General features: G+C 67.8%; 12 protein-coding genes. 6 read left to right on the forward strand and 6 right to left on the reverse strand.

What is annotated here, in order from left to right; genetic code table 11:
* Window positions 1–26: 26 nt before the first annotated feature.
* Both trmA and ABE957_RS04240 read left to right on the forward strand, forming a co-directional pair.
* Window positions 27–1133 carry a tRNA (uridine(54)-C5)-methyltransferase TrmA gene (gene trmA, locus ABE957_RS04235; protein WP_349757439.1) on the forward strand — a complete coding sequence of 369 codons (1107 nt, stop codon included), beginning with the start codon at window positions 27–29 and terminating at the stop codon, window positions 1131–1133.
* A gap of 189 nt (window positions 1134–1322) precedes the next feature.
* Complete coding sequence (locus tag ABE957_RS04240) at window positions 1323–6161, forward strand: NAD-glutamate dehydrogenase (RefSeq protein WP_349757440.1); 4839 nt, start codon at window positions 1323–1325, stop codon at window positions 6159–6161.
* A gap of 103 nt (window positions 6162–6264) precedes the next feature.
* Here the strand turns inward: ABE957_RS04240 and mgtE are convergent, their stop codons facing one another.
* A complete protein-coding gene (gene mgtE, locus ABE957_RS04245) occupies window positions 6265–7617 on the reverse strand; it encodes a magnesium transporter (protein WP_349757441.1) in 1353 nt (450 codons plus the stop codon).
* Between the two features lie 257 nt (window positions 7618–7874).
* Here mgtE and ABE957_RS04250 point away from each other — a divergent pair, with 257 nt between their 5' ends.
* The gene (locus tag ABE957_RS04250) at window positions 7875–8900 is read left to right on the forward strand and encodes a quinone-dependent dihydroorotate dehydrogenase (RefSeq protein WP_349757442.1); all 1026 of its coding nucleotides are present in this window, start codon (window positions 7875–7877) and stop codon (window positions 8898–8900) included.
* A 111-nt stretch (window positions 8901–9011) separates the two neighbouring features.
* Here the strand turns inward: ABE957_RS04250 and rmf are convergent, their stop codons facing one another.
* Window positions 9012–9218, reverse strand: coding sequence for a ribosome modulation factor (rmf, locus tag ABE957_RS04255; protein WP_089847892.1), 207 nt, complete (start codon window positions 9216–9218; stop codon window positions 9012–9014).
* Between the two features lie 293 nt (window positions 9219–9511).
* Here rmf and rlmKL point away from each other — a divergent pair, with 293 nt between their 5' ends.
* Complete coding sequence (gene rlmKL / locus ABE957_RS04260) at window positions 9512–11761, forward strand: bifunctional 23S rRNA (guanine(2069)-N(7))-methyltransferase RlmK/23S rRNA (guanine(2445)-N(2))-methyltransferase RlmL (RefSeq protein WP_349757443.1); 2250 nt, start codon at window positions 9512–9514, stop codon at window positions 11759–11761.
* Window positions 11762–11801: 40 nt separating this feature from the next.
* Entirely contained in the window at window positions 11802–12161 is a 360-nt protein-coding gene (locus ABE957_RS04265; RefSeq protein ID WP_349757444.1) for a glutaredoxin family protein, read from the forward strand.
* A gap of 31 nt (window positions 12162–12192) precedes the next feature.
* On the opposite strand, the gene ABE957_RS04270 is transcribed toward ABE957_RS04265, so the two are convergent.
* A complete protein-coding gene (locus ABE957_RS04270) occupies window positions 12193–12474 on the reverse strand; it encodes a hypothetical protein (RefSeq protein ID WP_089847898.1) in 282 nt (93 codons plus the stop codon).
* A gap of 117 nt (window positions 12475–12591) precedes the next feature.
* Between ABE957_RS04270 and pdxB the strand changes: the two genes are divergently transcribed.
* The gene (gene pdxB / locus ABE957_RS04275) at window positions 12592–13767 is read left to right on the forward strand and encodes a 4-phosphoerythronate dehydrogenase PdxB (RefSeq protein ID WP_349757445.1); all 1176 of its coding nucleotides are present in this window, start codon (window positions 12592–12594) and stop codon (window positions 13765–13767) included.
* Between the two features lie 139 nt (window positions 13768–13906).
* Here pdxB and htpX read toward each other — a convergent pair whose 3' ends face one another.
* The 3 genes from htpX to ylqF form a co-directional block, all read right to left on the reverse strand.
* Window positions 13907–14812 carry a protease HtpX gene (gene htpX / locus ABE957_RS04280; RefSeq protein WP_349757446.1) on the reverse strand — a complete coding sequence of 302 codons (906 nt, stop codon included), beginning with the start codon at window positions 14810–14812 and terminating at the stop codon, window positions 13907–13909.
* A gap of 114 nt (window positions 14813–14926) precedes the next feature.
* Entirely contained in the window at window positions 14927–16156 is a 1230-nt protein-coding gene (locus ABE957_RS04285) for a pyridoxal phosphate-dependent aminotransferase (RefSeq protein ID WP_349757447.1), read from the reverse strand.
* Window positions 16157–16227: 71 nt separating this feature from the next.
* Window positions 16228–17196, reverse strand: coding sequence for a ribosome biogenesis GTPase YlqF (ylqF, locus tag ABE957_RS04290; protein ID WP_349757448.1), 969 nt, complete (start codon window positions 17194–17196; stop codon window positions 16228–16230).
* Window positions 17197–17244: the final 48 nt, after the last annotated feature.

Below are 17244 nucleotides of genomic sequence, written 5' to 3' on the forward strand. Positions count from 1 at the left end.
CACTGACCTTTACCACAGGAGCCGCCGTGGCCATTCCCGTCGTCGACCCCGCCCGCTATGACCAGCAGCTCGAGGCCAAGCGCGAGCGCATCATCCGCGACTTCGCGCGCTTCGCGCCGCCGTCGCTGGAAGTCTTTCCCTCGCCGCCGAGCCACTACCGCCAGCGCTGCGAGTTCCGTCTCTGGCACGAGGGCGACGATCTCTTCTACGCCATGTTCGAGGTCGATCCCGAGGATCCCAAGAAGAAGACGGTGGTTCGCCTGGATGACTATCCGGTGGCCGGCCGGCAGATCAACGACCTCATGCCTCGCCTGCTCGACGCGATCCGCGACAACGACCTGCTGCGCCGCCGCCTGTTCCAGGTCGAGTTCCTCACCACCCTGACCGGCGAGGCGCTGGTGACGCTGATCTACCATCGTCGTCTCGATGAGGCCTGGGAGGCCGAGGCGCGTGCCCTGCAGCAGGCGCTGGGCATCATGATCATCGGCCGCGCCCGCAAGCAGCGCCTGGTGCTGGAGCGCGACCACGTCTGGGAGCGCCTGGCGGTGGACGGCGAGTCACTGGTCTACCAGCAGGTGGAGAACAGCTTCACCCAGCCCAACGCCGAGATCTGCCGCTCGATGCTGTCCTGGGCGCGGGACGTCACCCAGGGCAGCCAGGACGGCGACCTGGTGGAGCTCTACTGCGGCAACGGCAACTTCACCGTGGCGCTTGCCGGCAACTTCCGACGGGTGCTGGCCACAGAGATCTCGCGGACCTCGGTGGCCAGTGCGCGGATCAACCTCGAGGCCAACGGCATCGACAACGCCGAGGTGGGGCGCATGTCCGCCGAGGAGTTCTCCCAGGCCCTGAAAGGCGAGAAGGGCGGTCGCCGGGTGAGCGAGATGGCCCTCGACGACTACGCCTTCTCCACGGTGCTGGTGGACCCGCCGCGGGCCGGCCTCGACGAGGAGAGCTGCCAGCAGCTCAGCGACTATGCGCGTATCGTCTATATTTCATGCAACCCCGAGACCCTGGCCGAGAATCTCGAGACGCTGACCCGCACCCACGAGATTCGGCGCTTCGCGCTCTTCGACCAGTTTCCCTGGACCCACCACTGCGAATGTGGGGTCCTGCTGGTGCGTCGCGACTGATTCGACCTTGGTCGAAGGAGTGGGCGCGTTGTCAAGCCACGATGCGTAACCGACATGCTCCATGAGTGAAGAGGCATGTGGTTGGGGGCGGCTCGGGAAGTGACGTAAGCTGGACGGCGATGCGGCCAGGAGGCCGCCCGTCAAGTTCTTCCGGCCGCTTCCGGCGGCCGCTGGCAGCCGAGGTGATGGATGCAACATGTCGCACACGAGGAGACCCGCGAGGATCTGCTCAAGCAACTCGAGGAGCGGCTGCAAGGCCGTCTGGACGAGGACAAGGCCGCCCAGGTCCATGCCTTCGCCCGCCACTTCTATGCCACGATCCCGCTCGACGACCTGGCCGACCGCCGTCTCGACGACATCTACGGTGCCACGCTCTCCGTGTGGCACTTCCTGCAGCAGTTCGATCCCGCCGATCCCAAGGTGCGGGTCTTCAACCCCGACTTCGAGCAGCACGGCTGGCAGTCCACCCATACCTTCATCGCCGTGCTGCACGAGGACATGCCCTTTCTGGTCGACTCGGTGCGCATCGAGCTCAACCGCCGTGGCATGACCGTGCACGCCATTCATAATGCCGTGCTGGCTAGCCAGCGCGACGGCGAGCATCGCCTCGAGCGGGTCACGCCGACCCAGCAGGCCGATGCCCCGGCGCACCGCGAGTCGCTGATCGCCATCGAGGTGGATCGCCACTCCGACCCGGCGGTGCTCGAGGAGATCGAGGCCAGCCTGCAGGAGGTGCTTCGCGACGTGCGCACCGCGGTGGCTGACTTCGAGCCGATGCGCGACCAGGCCCGGGCGGCCCTGGCCGAGCTCAAGGCCTCGCGGCCCGAGCAGGTCAAGGTCGAGGATCACGAGGAGGCCACGGCCTTCGTCGAGTGGCTGCTCCACGACAACTTCACCTTCCTCGGCTACGACGAATACGCCGTCCACGAGGAGCAGGGCCGCCAGCGCCTGGATCGGGTCGAGCAGAGCGAGCTCGGCGTCTTCCGCCTCGACCAGCCCCGCTATCAGGAGCGCATCCGCACCGATCAGGGCGTCGAGGGTGACCGCTTCGTGCTGGTGCCCCAGCTGCTGTCGTTCGCCAAGAGCGCCCACCATGCGCGGATCCACCGTCCCACCTATCCCGACTACATCTCCATCGATCGCTACGACGACCAGGGGCGGGTGATCGGCGAGCGGCGCTTCCTGGGCCTGTTCACCGCCACGGTCTACAACGAGTCGCCGCGCAACGTGCCGATCCTGCGTCGCAAGCTCACCACGGTGATGGACAAGGCCGGCTTCAATCCCAAGGGCCACAACGGCAAGCACCTGCTGCACATCCTCGAGGTCTATCCCCGCGACGATCTGTTCCAGATCGATACCGACGAGCTGACGCAGACGGCGCTGGGCATCCTCGACATGCGCGAGCGGCGCCGCGTGCGGCTGTTCATCCGCGAGGATCGCTCCGGGCGCTTCTACTCCTGCCTGGCCTTCGTGCCGCGGGATGTCTTCTCCACCGAGCTGCGCCAGCGCATCCAGCAGATGCTGTGCGAGGAGCTCGACGCCACCTTCGGCGACTTCAACACCTACCTCTCCGAGTCGGTGCTCGCACGCATCCAGTTCATCCTGCGCTTCAAGGGCGACCGGCCGACGGAGTATGACCTGCGCCGCCTGGAAGCCAAGCTGGCGACGCTGGCCCGCAACTGGCGCGACGACCTGCAGGGCGCCGCCATCGAGGGCTTCGGCGAGGAGCAGGCCAACCTGCTGATGGACCGCTTCCGCGACGCCTTCCCGGCGAGCTACCGCGACGACTTCTCGGCGCGCACCGCGGTCTACGACCTGCAGCACATCAGCGAGCTGGATGACGGCGCCCCGCTGGCCCTGTCGCTCTACCGCCTGGTCGAGGAAGAGGGCAGCGGCGTCAACCTCAAGCTGTTCCACCGCGACCGGCCGATCCCGCTCTCCGACGTACTGCCGATGATGGAGAACCTCGGGCTGCGCGTGCTCGGCGAGCGCCCCTACGAGGTGCAGGCCCAGGATCACAGCTACTGGATCCACGACTTCGATCTCGAGCACCACACCAGCAACGAGGTCAACCTCCAGGAGATGCGCGCGCCCTTCATCGAGGCCTTCCAGCGCATCTGGATCGGCGAGGCGGACAACGATCCGTTCAACCGGCTGATCATCGGCGCCAACCTGGACTGGCGCGAAGTCGCCATGCTCAGGGGCTATGCCCGCTACCTGAAGCAGATCCGCTTCGGCGTCTCCCAGGACTACATGGCCACCACCCTGGTCAATCATCCGGAGATCACCCGCGAGCTGGTGACCCTGTTCGAGCTGCGCTTCGATCCCAGCGAGCGCCCGCCGGAAGGCGAGGTCGAAGCCTGCAGCGCACGCATACTGGCGCTGCTCGACGACGTCGCCAGCCTCAACGACGACCAGCTCCTGCGCCGCTACATGGAGATGATCCAGGCGACCCAGCGCACCAACTACTACCAGAAGGGCGCCGACGGCCGTCAGAAGGACTACATGGCCTTCAAGATGGAGCCCTCCCGGATCACCGGCATGCCCAAGCCGCGGCCGGCCCACGAGATCTTCGTCTGCTCGCCGCGAGTCGAGGGCGTGCACCTGCGCGGTGGCAAGGTCGCCCGCGGCGGGCTGCGCTGGTCCGACCGCTTCGAGGACTTCCGCACCGAGGTGCTGGGGCTGGTCAAGGCGCAGCAGGTCAAGAACGCGGTGATCGTGCCGGTGGGCGCCAAGGGCGGCTTCGTCTGCAAGCGGATGCCCGAGGGCGCCGATCGCGATGCCATCCAGCAGGAAGGCATCGCCTGCTACAAGATCTTCATCCGCGCCCTGCTCGACGTCACCGACAACCGGGTGGGCGGCGAGATTGTGCCGCCCGAGGACGTGGTGCGCCACGACGATGACGATGCCTACCTGGTGGTGGCCGCCGACAAGGGCACCGCGACCTTCTCGGACATCGCCAACGAGATCTCCGCCGAGTATGGCCACTGGCTGGGCGATGCCTTCGCCTCGGGCGGGGCCAACGGCTATGACCACAAGAAGATGGGCATCACCGCCAAGGGCGCCTGGGAGTCGGTCAAGCGCCACTTCCGCGGCCTGGGGCTGAACACCCAGCAGGACGAGTTCTCGGTGGTCGGCATCGGCGACATGGCGGGCGATGTCTTCGGCAACGGCATGCTGCTCTCCGACAAGATTCGTCTGGTCGGCGCCTTTAACCACCTGCACATCTTCGTCGATCCGACCCCGGACGTGGCGGCGAGCTTCGCCGAGCGCCAGCGCCTGTTCGACCTGCCGCGCTCCAGCTGGCAGGACTACGATGCCTCGCTGATCTCCGAGGGCGGCGGGATCTTCAGCCGCGCCGCCAAGACCGTGCCCATCTCCCGGCAGATGAAGACGCTGTTCGGCATCAAGGAGGACAAGCTCTCCCCCAACGAGCTGATCCGCGCGATGCTCAAGTCGCGGGTCGACCTGCTGTGGAACGGCGGCATCGGCACCTACGTGAAGTGCAGCGAGGAGACCGATGCTCAGGTCGGCGACAAGGCCAACGACGGCCTGCGCGTCGACGGTCGCGAGCTCACCTGCCGGGTGGTCGGCGAGGGCGGCAACCTCGGCCTCACCCAGCGGGGCCGCATGGAGGCCGCCGCGAAGGGCGTGCGGGTCAACACCGACTTCATCGACAACGCCGGCGGGGTCAACTGCTCCGACCATGAGGTCAACATCAAGATCCTCATCGACGAGGTGGTCAAGCGCGGCGACATGACCGAGAAGCAGCGCAACAAGCTGCTGGCCGACATGACCGGCGAGGTCTCGGACCTGGTGCTCAAGGACAACTATCGTCAGACCCAGGCGCTGGATCTCGCCGAGCGTCTCTCGAAGCAGGGCATCGGTCCCTTCCGGCGCTTCATCAGCGAGCTGGAGGTGGCCGGCCAGATCGATCGCGAGCTGGAGTTCCTGCCCGACGACGAGCAGCTCCAGGAGCGTGCCGCCAACGAGCAGGGGATGCTGCTGCCGGAGCTCTCGGTGCTGATCTCCTACGCCAAGAGCGTGCTCAAGGGCGACCTGATCGCCTCGGATGTCCCGGACGACCCGACCATCGTCAAGTTCGTCGAGCGGATCTTCCCGAGCGTGCTCGTCGAGCGCTATCGCGACGAGGTGTATGAGCACCGGCTGACCCGCGAGATCGTTGCCACTCAGGTCGCCAACGATCTGGTCGATCACATGGGCGTCGTCTTCGTGCGCCGGCTGATCGATTCCACCGGCGCCGACCGCGCCGCGATCGCTCGGGCCTACGTGATCGCTCGCGACAGCTTCCAGCTGCCGCGCCTGTGGGAGCAGATCGAGGCGCTGGACAACCAGGTCTCGAGTGCCGTGCAGTACGACATGATGCTCGACCTGATGCGCATGCTGCGCCGCGCCACCCGCTGGTTCCTGCGCAACCGCACCGGCATGAGCACCCAGGAGGCCATCGACTTCTTCGCGCCGCGCCTGGCGCAGCTGCAGGAGAACATCGGCAAGCGCCTGCGGGGCGAGGAGCACGATGCCTGGGAGGCGCGTCGCAAGGCGCTGGTGGAGGCCGGCGTGCCCGAGGCCCTGGCCGCTACCGTGGCCGCCGCCAACAGCCTCTATGCGGCGCTGGGCATCATCCAGACGGCGCGCCAGACTCAGGAGAAGCCCCAGCGCGTGGCCGAGGTCTTCTACGAGATCGGCGACCGGCTCGAGCTGCCGTGGATGATCCAGCGGATCACCGAGCTCAAGGTGCGCGACAGCTGGCAGGCGCAGGCCCGCGAGACCTTCCGCGACGACATCGATCGCCAGCAGCTGGCGCTGACCACCAGCGTGCTGGGCATGGAGAACGGCGCCAAGGACTCCAGCGAGCGTGTCAGCCAGTGGCTGACCCTCCACCAGGGCATGCACCAGCGCTGGTGCCGCCTGGTCGAGGAGGTGAGCAGCGGCACCCACGGCGGCTTCCCGCTCTTTGCGGTGGCGGTACGCGAGCTGGTCGACCTGGCCGAGAGCAACCGCGCCTGATCGTGCCCGATTCATCGAGGCCCTGAAGACACGAAACCCCGCCACTGGCGGGGTTTCGTGCATCTGGCGGCGGCGTATCGGCGCGACACGCCTGGCGCAGGCGCTAGAGCAGGAACACGGTGGCAAGACCCAGGAAGGACATGAAGCCCACCACGTCGGTCACCGTGGTCAGGATCACCGAGCCCGACAGGGCCGGGTCGATACCCGCCCGCTTGAGCATCAGCGGGATCACGATGCCGGCGACCCCGGCCGCCAGCATGTTGATCACCAGCGCGGCGGCGATGATCACGCCGATGGCGATGCTGTTGAACCACAGCACCGCGAGCACGGCCACCACCAGCGACCACAGCACGCCGTTGAGGGCGGCGATGCCGATCTCCTTGCGCAGCAGCCACTGGCTGTTGGTGCGGCTGATCTGCCCCAGGGCCAGGCCGCGGATCGCCAGGGTCAGGGTCTGGCTGCCGGCGATGCCGCCCATGCTGGCGACGATCGGCATCAGCACCGCCAGGGCGACGATCTGATCCAGGGCCGCCTCGAAGCGCCCGATCACCCAGGCGGCCAGGAAGGCCGTCAGCAGGTTGATGCCGAGCCATACGGCGCGGCGCTTGGCGCTGGGCATCACCGGGGCGAAGAGGTCTTCCTCCTCGTCCAGGCCCGCCATGTTCATCAGCGCCTGCTCGGAGTTCTCGCGGATCACGTCGACGATGTCGTCGATGATGATGCGCCCGAGCAGCAGGCCCGACTCGTCGACTACCGGGGCCGAGGTCAGGTCGTGGGTCTGGAAGAGGGTGGCCACGTCGGTCGACTTCATGGTCACCTGGATGCTGTCCACCTCGCTGTCCATCAGGTCGGCCACGGCCATCTCGGGGTCGTTGGCGATCAGTCGCGCCAGCGGCAGCACGCCGACGAAGCGGCCGTCACGGTCCACCACCATCAGCATGTGGGTGTTGTCGGGGACCGCCTCCTTCCAGCGCAGGAAGCGCCGTACGGTCTCCAGGCTGACATCGGCGCGCACGGCGATGGTATCGGTGCGCATCAGTCGCCCGGCGCTGTCCTCCTCGAAGGAGAGTGTCTCCTGCAGCCGCGAGCGCTGCAGCGCGTCCATGGAGCGCAGCATGTCGGCGGCGACCTGCTGGGGCAGATCCTCGAAGATCTCGGCCAGATCGGTAGTGTCCAGGCCGGTGGTGGCGGCAACGATCTCGGCGTGATCCATGTCGTCGATCAGGGTGCCGCGCACTTCGTCGTGCACGTGCAGCAACACCTCGCCGTCGATCTCGCCCGGCACGCGCTCCCACAGGCTGATGCGCGCCGCCGGCGGCAACGATTCCAGCAGCAGGGCCACTTCCGCGGGTTCGAGGTCGGAGAGTACGTCGTCGACCTGCTCCAGTTGCTCTTTCTCCAGCGCCAGGTGGATCCGCGACAGGCGGTGCTCGAGTGTCTCGGTGGTATCGGTCATAGGCGCTTCCTGGCAATGGTGCATCGAGGCGGGCCGTCCGCCTCGCGGTGTCCTGAGTAAGGAACTCGTCGAGGGCCCAGTAGAGCATAAATGGCGCGAATGATGGAGCCGTGGCGCGCCGGGCCAGCCGGTTGGGCCCCGCGCCGGGCGCGTCGTCTCGAGGGAACGGGGCTGGTATACTCTCGCCCCGCTTGCCGCCGCGCCGTCGGTGGTGCCGCGCCAGCCCCCTCTCCGCTCGCCATTGCCCAGGAGCCACCATGTACTCGCTTGCCCGATCGCTGTTGTTTCGTCTCGATGCCGAGACCGCCCACGGCATGGCGCTCTCCGCCCTGGACCTGGCCGGTCGCCTGGGCCTGGCGTCGCGGCTGGGCGGGGCTCGGGTCGAGGATCCGGTCGAGGTGATGGGGCTGCGCTTTCCCAATCGGGTGGGACTGGCCGCCGGGCTCGACAAGAACGCCGATCATCTCGACGCCCTCGGGGCGCTGGGCTTCGGCTTCGTCGAGGTGGGCACCGTGACGCCGAGGCCCCAGGACGGTAACCCGAAGCCGCGGATGTTCCGGCTGCCGGAAGCCGGCGCCATCATCAATCGCATGGGCTTCAACAACGCCGGGGTCGACCATCTGGTGGCCAGGGTGCAGGCGAGCCGTTACGACGGCGTGATCGGCATCAACATCGGCAAGAACCTGACCACCCCGGTGGAGCAGGCGGTGGATGACTACCTGACCTGTCTCGGCAAGGTGCATGCCCACGCGCACTACATCGCAGTGAACATCTCCTCGCCCAACACCCCGGGGCTACGCAACCTGCAGTTCGGCGAGCACCTCGATGCGCTGCTCGGGGCCCTGCGCGAGGAGGGACGCCGGCTCGATCGCGAGAGCGGACGGCGCGTGCCCCTGGCGGTGAAGATCGCCCCGGACATGAGCGTCGATGAGGTCGGCCTGGTGGCAGGAGCCCTCGAGGCCAACGCCATTGACGCGGTGATCGCCACCAACACCACGGTCTCCCGCGAGGCGGTAGTGGGGCTTGCCCACGGCGACGAGCAGGGCGGGCTCTCCGGACGACCGGTACTCGAGCCCTCCAACGCGGTAATCCGCGAGCTGCGTCGCCGCCTGCCCGATATGCCGATCATCGGCGTGGGCGGCATCGACAGCGGCGAGGCGGCGCTGGGCAAGGTAGCCGCCGGCGCCGACCTGGTGCAGCTCTATTCGGGCTTTATCTATCGCGGCCCCGAACTAGTGGGCGAGTGCGCCCGGGCGCTGCGCGACCTGGCAAGCAAGGCGTGAGGACAGGTAGGTTGCCCGGCGCGCGAGCATGAAAAAGCCCATGGCAGGGCCATGGGCTTGAGGGGTTCGTCGTCATCATCGACGATGGATTGATGACCCGGGGAGTCGGGGTCACACCACCATGGGGTTCTTGTGAATACCTGAGACACCCGTCATGCCGGACCATTGATCCCCACGACCTTCACGCCAACCGCTCATCCAGTACTCGCGTAGATTGATATCCTGGCTGGGACACTCATCGCGGGAACGACCCGAGAGACCCGCCTTGTACCCATGAACATAGGCACGCTGGAAGCGATCACGTTTCTGTCGTTTCATTGGACTACCTCTTGATGAAGGTACCGACGAGAACCCGGTCTCGAGACCGGATTCGTGTTGCTCGGGAGGCGTCAAACACTGCGTGATCTCCTGATCCCTAGAAGATCCTGGCTGTGCGAACACAGCTGCAAAAAGACTCCACACCCGATGACAGGAACGCATGCGTCATTCAGTAGCTACTCAGTCATTGATAGCCCAAGATGACGACGATTGTCGACCGATGATTTGTAACAAGGCGTTCACCTGATCGTCACGCCACCATGCCGGCCTTACGCCGCGCCGATGGATACTCCATGACCGAACAGCAATCCCCAGACTCCCTTCACTTCCTGGCGACCTGCCCCAAGGGCATCGAGCTGCTGCTGGCCGACGAGCTGGCCGCGCTGGGTGCCACCCCCGGCAAGACCACGGTGGCCGGGGTGTTCTTCACTGCCAGCCTCGCGAACGCCTATCGCGCCTGCCTGTGGTCGCGGCTGGCCAACCGGGTGGTGTTCTGCCTGGCCCGGGAGGAGGGCATCGAGACCCCCGAGGCGCTGCGCGCCGCCGCCGCCGCCATCGACTGGCGCGATCACCTCGCCCCCGGCAAGACCCTGGCCGTGGACTTCCACGGGCGCACCGAGGCGATCCGTCATACCCGCTTCGGCGCCCAGACCGTCAAGGACGGGGTGGTGGATCGCCTGCATGCCGAGGCGTGGCCGCGGCCCGATATCGACACCCGACAGCCCGACCTGCGCCTGTACGCCCACCTGCATCGGGGTCGGCTGACGCTGGGCGTGGACCTCTCGGGCGATAGCCTGCACCGCCGCGGCTACCGCCGCGACGTCGGCCATGCCCCGCTCAAGGAGAACCTGGCCGCCGCCCTGCTGGTGCGTGCCGGCTGGCCGGCGCTGGCCGCGCAGGGCGCGCCGCTGGTCGATCCGCTGTGCGGCGCCGGCACGCTGCTGATCGAGGCCGCCCTGATGGCCGCCGACATCGCCCCGGGGCTCAGTCGTGAGCGCTTCGGCTTCCACGGCTGGGCCGGCCATGACGAAGCCTGCTGGCGCGAGCTCAAGCGCGAGGCCGAGGCCCGGGCGAGCATCGGGCGCAAGCGCTGCCGCTCGCGGCTGTATGGCTTCGACGAAAGCCCCCCCGCGCTGGCGGCGGCCAGGGCCAACGCCATGCGCGCCGGCGTACCGGCGCTGATCGAGCTGAAGGGCGCGGCCCTGACCGGGCTTTCGCGCCCCGAGGGCCTGCCCGACTCACCCGCGGGGCTGGTGATGACCAACCCGCCCTACGGCGAGCGCCTCGGCGAGCTGCCGGAACTGGTGCAGCTCTATGCGCAGCTCGGCGAGCGGGTCAAGGCGGCCTTCCCGGGCTGGCAGCTGGCCGTGTTCACCGCCAACCCGGACCTCGGTCACCGCATCGGGCTGCGCGCCCACAAGCACTACTCGCTGAAGAACGGGCCGCTGGATGCGCGCCTGCTGCTGATGGCGATTCCCGAGCGGGGCGAGGGCGCATCAGCGGCGCATGGCGAGGGAACGACCTCGGGCGACGCGGCCGCCGCCAAGGCGCCCCCGGCGCGCTCCGAGGGCGCGCAGATGTTCGCCAATCGCCTGGAGAAGAACCGCAAGCGTCTCAAGAAGTGGCTCAAGCGCTCCGGCGAGCCGTGCTACCGGCTCTACGATGCCGACATGCCCGAATACGCCCTGGCCATCGATATCTACGGCGATCGCGTGCACGTGCAGGAGTATGCGGCACCCAAGTCTGTCGATGCCGCCCAGGCCCAGAGGCGTCTGTACGAGGCGCTGGGCGTGATTCCCGAGGTGCTCGACATCGACCCGAGCCGCGTGGTGATCAAGCGCCGCGAGCGGCAGAGCGGCAAGGATCAGTATCGCAAGCAGGCGGCGAGCGGCGAGCGTTTCGAGGTCCGCGAGGGGCGGGCGCGGCTGTGGGTCAACCTGCGTGACTACCTGGATACGGGCCTGTTCCTCGACCACCGCCCGGTGCGGCGCATGCTCGGCGAGATGGCCGCCGGCAAGCGCTTCCTCAACCTCTTCTGCTACACCGCCACTGCCACCGTGCAGGCGGCCCTGGGGGCGCAGAAGGAGGGCGCCGAGCAGGGCGAAGGCGCCAGCGAGAGCGTCAGCGTCGATCTCTCCAACACCTACCTGGAGTGGGCGCGGGACAACTTCGCCCTCAACCGGCTCGACCCGAGTCGCCATCGGGTGGTGCGCGACGACTGCCTGCGCTGGCTCGAGACCGCCGGCGGCGAGTTCGACCTGATCTTCATGGACCCGCCGACCTTCTCCAACTCGAAGAAGATGGCCGATACCCTCGACGTGCAGCGCGACCACGGCCAGCTGGTGCGCCTGGCCATGGCGCGCCTGGCGCCGGGCGGTACTCTGGTGTTCTCCAACAACCAGCGGCGCTTCCGGCTGGATAAGGACCTGGCCGAGCAGTATCGGGTCGAGGATATCTCGGCGAAGACCTTCGATCCCGACTTCACTCGACGCCCGGACCTGCACCACTGCTTCCTGATTCGCCATCGGGAGGTGTCGGCATGAAACGTTCGATCCGCTTCCTGATCCGTTACCGGGAGGCGTCGTGATCCGGTTGAAGCTCTACACCACCCTGGGCTGTCACCTCTGCGAGCAGCTCGAGGCGCTGATGGTGACCCTCTGCGACACGCCGTATCGGCTCGAGCGGGTCGAGATCAGCGACGATGACGCCCTGGTCGAGCGCTACGGGGTACGTATCCCCGTGCTGGTGGACGAGGCGGGGCAGGAGCTGGATCGCGGCATGCAGCCCGAGCGCCTGGCGGAGTGGCTGGCGGCACGGGGCTGGCTCGATGAGGCCGCTTGGCAGGCGCTGCAGCGACAGCTGAGCGGCGAAACGCTATCCGGGGTGACGACGAGGGTGGCCAAGGGGGCGACTCTACGCGGCGGGCGGCGCTACCTGGGGTAGGCCGTGGGCGAGGGGCGTTCAGGCGCGCCCCCTAGAGCGAATCCAGCAGCGATAGCTGGCTGACGGCGTCGCGCCCCTCGGCGCTCTCGGCTTCCACCTCCAGCACCTTGCGAAAGCCGCGGGAGGTCAGGATGGTGGACTCGTCGGCCAGCCACATCATCGCCTGGGCATGGTCGTCGGCCAGGCGATGCTTCAGGCCGCCGAACTGGGTGCCGATCTGGCCCCAGGCGCGGCTGAAGATCCAGTCGCCGAACATGTCCTGATGGACATGCACCAGCACATAGTCATGGTCGGTTTCCCAGCGGACGATCACGGCAGCTCCAGAGGTTTAGGGCGCCGCCGGCGGCGCGCCCTGTGTGGCGTATGGCGGTATTGTAAGGGCTTGGGCACACTGAACAAGTCGCAGCGTTGTGGAAGTCGGGAGTCAGCCATGAAAATCGTCGTCGATGCCAATGTTCCCGCCGCCGAGGCCTGCTTCGGCGCGCTGGGCGAGGTGGTCCGCGTGCCGGGGCGAGAGATCGTCCCGGCCACGCTCGCCTCGGCCGATGCCCTGGTGGTGCGCTCCATTACCCGGGTCGATGCGGCCCTGATCGACGAGGCGAAGGCGATGGGCTCGCCGCTGCGCTTCGTCGGCACCTGCACCATCGGCACCGATCATGTGGATCAGCAGGCCCTGGCCGACCAGGATATCGCCTTTGCCAGCGCCCCGGGCTGCAACGCCGAGGCGGTCGTAGACTACGTGCTGGCAAGCCTCTCGACCCTGGCCGAACGCCACGACTTCCGGCTCGCCGAACGCCGCGTCGGCATCGTCGGCGTGGGCAACGTCGGCGGGCGGCTACTCGGGCGGCTCACCGCCATGGGCATCGACTGCCTGGCCTGCGACCCGCCCAGGGTTGAAGCAGAGAGCATCGAGGCGGAGGGCCTGACCGGCTTTTACGATCTCGACACCCTGATCGACGAGTGCGATGTGCTCTGCCTGCATACGCCGCTGGTGAGCGAAGGCCCTCATGTCACCCATCACCTGCTCGATGCCCAGCGTCTCGCGGCCCTGGCGCCGGGTACGCTGCTGCTCAATGCCGGGCGTGGCGACTGCGTGGATGGCCGGGCGCTGCGCCAGCGTCTGGCGGGGCAGGGCGACATCACGGCGGTGCTCGACGTCTGGGAACACGAGCCCGCCATCGATGCCGCCCTGGCCGATCTCGCCGAGATCGCCACGCCGCACATCGCCGGCTACAGCCTGGACGGCAAGCTGCGCGGCACCCATCACATCTACCGCGCCCTGGCCCATCATGTCGGCCTGCCGGCGCGCCTGACGATGGATGACCTGGCGCCCGCGCCGCCCGTGGCGCGCCTGGCCCTCGAGGCCGGCCTGTCGCCCGAGGAGGCGCTGCGCCTGTGTCTGCGCGCCGTCTATGACTCGCGGCGCGACCACGACAGCCTGCACCGCGAGGCGCGTCGCCAGGGCATGGCCAAGGGCTTCGATGGCTGCCGGGCGCGCTATCCGCTGCGCCGCGAGGTCGCCTCCCTCGAGGTCGCCCTGGGGGAGGGGGCTCGGGAACTACGGCCGTTGCTGGCGGGGGCGGGGTTTCGGATCGCCGCCGACTGAGGAGTGCGACGCGACGGTCTCGTCGCCACGGCCCAAAACGACAGCAGGCCCGCTAATCGGCGGGCCTGCTGCGTTTCGGGACGATCCTGTCAGGCGGGGTGCCGGGGCTTTCGATTGCGGCACCGGCCGACAGCGAAGGTTACTGGCGGTAGGCCGCCTCCTTCAGGGCGCGGATGCGATCATCCAGGGGCGGGTGACTGGCGAACATCCGCTCCATCAGCGAGCGCGTCTGGCCCTTGGTGATGGCCATGGCCCGCAGCGTATCCGGCATCTGGTCGGGCATCTCGGTCTCGGCCTTGAGCCGCGCCAGGGCATTGATCATGGCGCCGCTGCCGGCGAGCTGGGCGCCCGCGGTGTCGGCCCGGTACTCCCGGAAGCGCGAGAACCAGGCGACGATGGCCGAGGCGATCAGGCCGAAGACGATCTCGGCGACGATCACCACCGCGAAGTAGCCCATGAACCCGAGGCCGCCTTCACCGTCGCTGCGACTCTTCAGGAAGCCGTCGATCAGGTGGGCGACCACCCGGGCGAAGAACATCACGAAGGTGTTGAGCACCCCCTGCACCAGCGCCAGGGTCACCATGTCGCCGTTCGCGACGTGGCCGATCTCGTGGGCCAGCACCGCGCGCACCTCCTCGGGGCGCATGCGGTTGAGCAGGCCGGCCGAGACCGCCACCAGGGCATCGTCCTTGTTCCAGCCGGTGGCGAAGGCGTTGGACTGCTGGGCGGGGAAGATACCCACCTCCGGCATCTTGATGCCGGCCTCGCGGGCGAGTTCACCCACGGTGTCGAGCAGCCACTGCTCGGTGGAGTTGCTCGGCGATTCGATCACCACGGTGCCGGTCGAGCGCTTGGCCATCCACTTGGAGATGAATAGCGAGATCATCGAGCCGGCCATGCCGAAGACGAAGCAGAAGATCAGCAGGGCATTGAAGTTCATGCCCTGGGCGTTCAGGTAGCTCTCCACCCCCAGCAGGCGCAGGGTGATGCTGGCCACCAGGATCACCGCCAGGTTGGTGCCCAGGAACAGCAGGATTCTCATCATTGCCGGAACTCTCCAGTCGTCGTTACGAGGCGCCGCGGTAGCGGCGTAGACAAGCTTTTGCTTAGATACGGGCTGGCCCGCCGGGTTTCAAGCGGCGGGCAAGCATCGCCTCGGCTACTGGCGATAGCGCGACAGGAAACGCGCGAAGCGGTCCAGGGCATCCTCGAGCTGGTCGGCCCAGGGCAGGGTGACGATGCGCACGTGATCGGGCTCGGGCCAGTTGAAGGCCGTGCCCTGGACCAGCAGGATCTTCTCCTGCAGCAGCAGGTCGAGCACCAGCTGCTGGTCGTCCTGGATGTTGAAGACCTTCGGATCGAGCTTCGGGAAGGCGTAGAGCGCCCCCTTGGGCCGGGTGCAGCTGACCCCGGGAATGGCGTTGAGCTTCTCGACGGTGATATCGCGCTGGGCGAGCAGGCGCCCGCCGGGCAGGATCAGGTCGTTGATCGACTGATAGCCGCCCAGCGCCGTCTGGATGGCGTGCTGGGCCGGCACGTTGGCACACAGGCGCATCGAGGCCAGCATGGTCAGCCCCTGGATGAAGTCGGCGGCGCGCTGCTTGGCGATGTTCCCGGAGAGGATCATCCAGCCGCTGCGAAAGCCGGCGCAGCGATAGCTCTTGGAGAGCCCGTTCATGGTCACCACCAGCTGGTCATCGCCGGCCAGTGCCCCGGTGGAGACGTGCTCGACGCCGTCGTAGAGGATCTTGTCGTAGATCTCGTCGGAGAACACCACCAGGTCGTGCTCCCGGGCGATCTCCAGAAGCTCGCGCACCACCGCCGGCGGATAGACGGCGCCGGTGGGGTTGTTGGGGTTGATGATCACGATGGCCCGGGTGTGGGCGGTCACCTTGGCGCGGATGTCGTCCATGTCCGGCGCCCAGTCGGCCTGCTCGTCGCACCGGTAGTGCACGGCGTGGCCACCCGAGAGGTTGGCGGCGGCGGTCCACAGCGGGTAGTCGGGCGCCGGGATCAGCACCTCGTCACCGTCGTTGAGCAGCGACTGCAGCGCCATCACGATCAGCTCCGAGACGCCATTGCCGATGTAGATGTCCTCGATGCCGACGCCGGGGATCTCCTTGCGCTGACACTCCTGCATGATCGCCTTGCGCGCCGAGTAGAGCCCCTTGGAATCGCAGTAGCCCTGGGCGGTAGGCAGGTTGCGCATCACGTCCTGGAGGATCTCCTCCGGTGCCTCGAAGCCGAACGGCGCGGGGTTGCCGATGTTCAGCTTGAGGATGCGCTGGCCTTCTTCTTCCAGCCGCTTGGCGTGCTCGAGCACCGGACCGCGAATGTCGTAGCAGACGTTCTCGAGCTTGTGCGATTTCCTGATCGGGGGGGTATCCATGGGCGCTGAATCCAGTGATGTCCGTGTGCCGCCTCTGGTGGGCGGTCGTTGTTCGTCGGCGTCGCCTGCGATTATGCGGGTTCGGCGTCGTCGCCACCATCCTCGCGGGGCGCTTCCTCCGGTTCCGGCGCGACCGGGATGTCCGCCGGGGTCTCCAGGGTAAGGCGACCGAGCTTGCCGTCGCGCAGCTCGTGGAGCAGCACCTCCGCGCCCCGATGCAGGTCGACCTCGCCGCCGGTGCGCAGGCCGCCGCGCTTGGAGGCGATCTCGCTGAGGATGGCGTGGCCGTCGTAGCCTGACAGGGCTAGCAGGTCGACCCGCACGGGGCCGTCGGCATCCACCTGGTCGGCGTCGGGGTGCGCCGTGTACGCCGGCAGCGACTTGAGCTTGTAGCGTGCGCTGAGCGCCTCGGGATAACGCCGGGCCAGCTCGGCGGCGGCGACCACGGCCACGTCGACGTAGTCGATGGCGGTGTCGCGGATGGCGCCGCTGGCGGCCAGGCGGTGGGCGCTGGCCTGGTCCTCGATCTTCGGCCACAGCACCCCGGGGGTGTCGGTCAGCGCCACGCGGCCGCCGATGCGCACCTTCTGCTGGCGCTTGGTGACGGCGGGCTCGTTGCCGGTCTTGGCGATCGTGCGTCCGGCCAGGCCGTTGATCAGGGTCGACTTGCCGACGTTGGGAATGCCCATGACCATCACCCGCACGTCGCGGTCGGCGCGCACCTGGCCGGCCAGCTCGTGGCACAGCTTGGGGATGCGCTTGAGCTCGCGGGCCTGGGTGGTGGTCACCGCCAGGGCCCGGGTGTCGGCCTGGGCGTCGAAGAAGGCCGTCCACTCCCGGGTGCGCTCAGGGTCGGCCAGATCGGCCCGCGAGAGGATCTTGAGCACCGGCTTGTGGCGCGCCAGCTCGGCGAGCATGGGGTTAGCGCTGGAGTAGGGCAGACGGGCATCGAGCACCTCGATCACCACGTCGATCTCCGGCAGCGCCTCGAGGATCTGCCGGCGCGCCTTGTTCATGTGTCCCGGAAACCAGCCGAGCATCGAGCCTCTCCTGCATGAGCGTGAATAAAAACGGCCGTCATCATAGCA

This window comes from Halomonas pelophila (assembly GCF_040196315.1).
GTDB lineage: Bacteria > Pseudomonadota > Gammaproteobacteria > Pseudomonadales > Halomonadaceae > Halomonas > Halomonas pelophila.

Excerpts from the sequence above, each read along its gene's own strand:
- rmf (WP_089847892.1), bottom strand. The coding sequence starts at position 9,218 with ATGAAACGACAGAAACGTGATCGCTTCCAGCGTGCCTATGTTCATGGG.
- mgtE (WP_349757441.1), bottom strand. The coding sequence starts at position 7,617 with ATGACCGATACCACCGAGACACTCGAGCACCGCCTGTCGCGGATCCAC.
- ylqF (WP_349757448.1), bottom strand. The coding sequence starts at position 17,196 with ATGCTCGGCTGGTTTCCGGGACACATGAACAAGGCGCGCCGGCAGATC.
- ABE957_RS04240 (WP_349757440.1), top strand. The coding sequence starts at position 1,323 with ATGCAACATGTCGCACACGAGGAGACCCGCGAGGATCTGCTCAAGCAA.
- ABE957_RS04285 (WP_349757447.1), bottom strand. The coding sequence starts at position 16,156 with ATGGATACCCCCCCGATCAGGAAATCGCACAAGCTCGAGAACGTCTGC.
- ABE957_RS04250 (WP_349757442.1), top strand. The coding sequence starts at position 7,875 with ATGTACTCGCTTGCCCGATCGCTGTTGTTTCGTCTCGATGCCGAGACC.
- pdxB (WP_349757445.1), top strand. The coding sequence starts at position 12,592 with ATGAAAATCGTCGTCGATGCCAATGTTCCCGCCGCCGAGGCCTGCTTC.
- htpX (WP_349757446.1), bottom strand. The coding sequence starts at position 14,812 with ATGATGAGAATCCTGCTGTTCCTGGGCACCAACCTGGCGGTGATCCTG.
- rlmKL (WP_349757443.1), top strand. The coding sequence starts at position 9,512 with ATGACCGAACAGCAATCCCCAGACTCCCTTCACTTCCTGGCGACCTGC.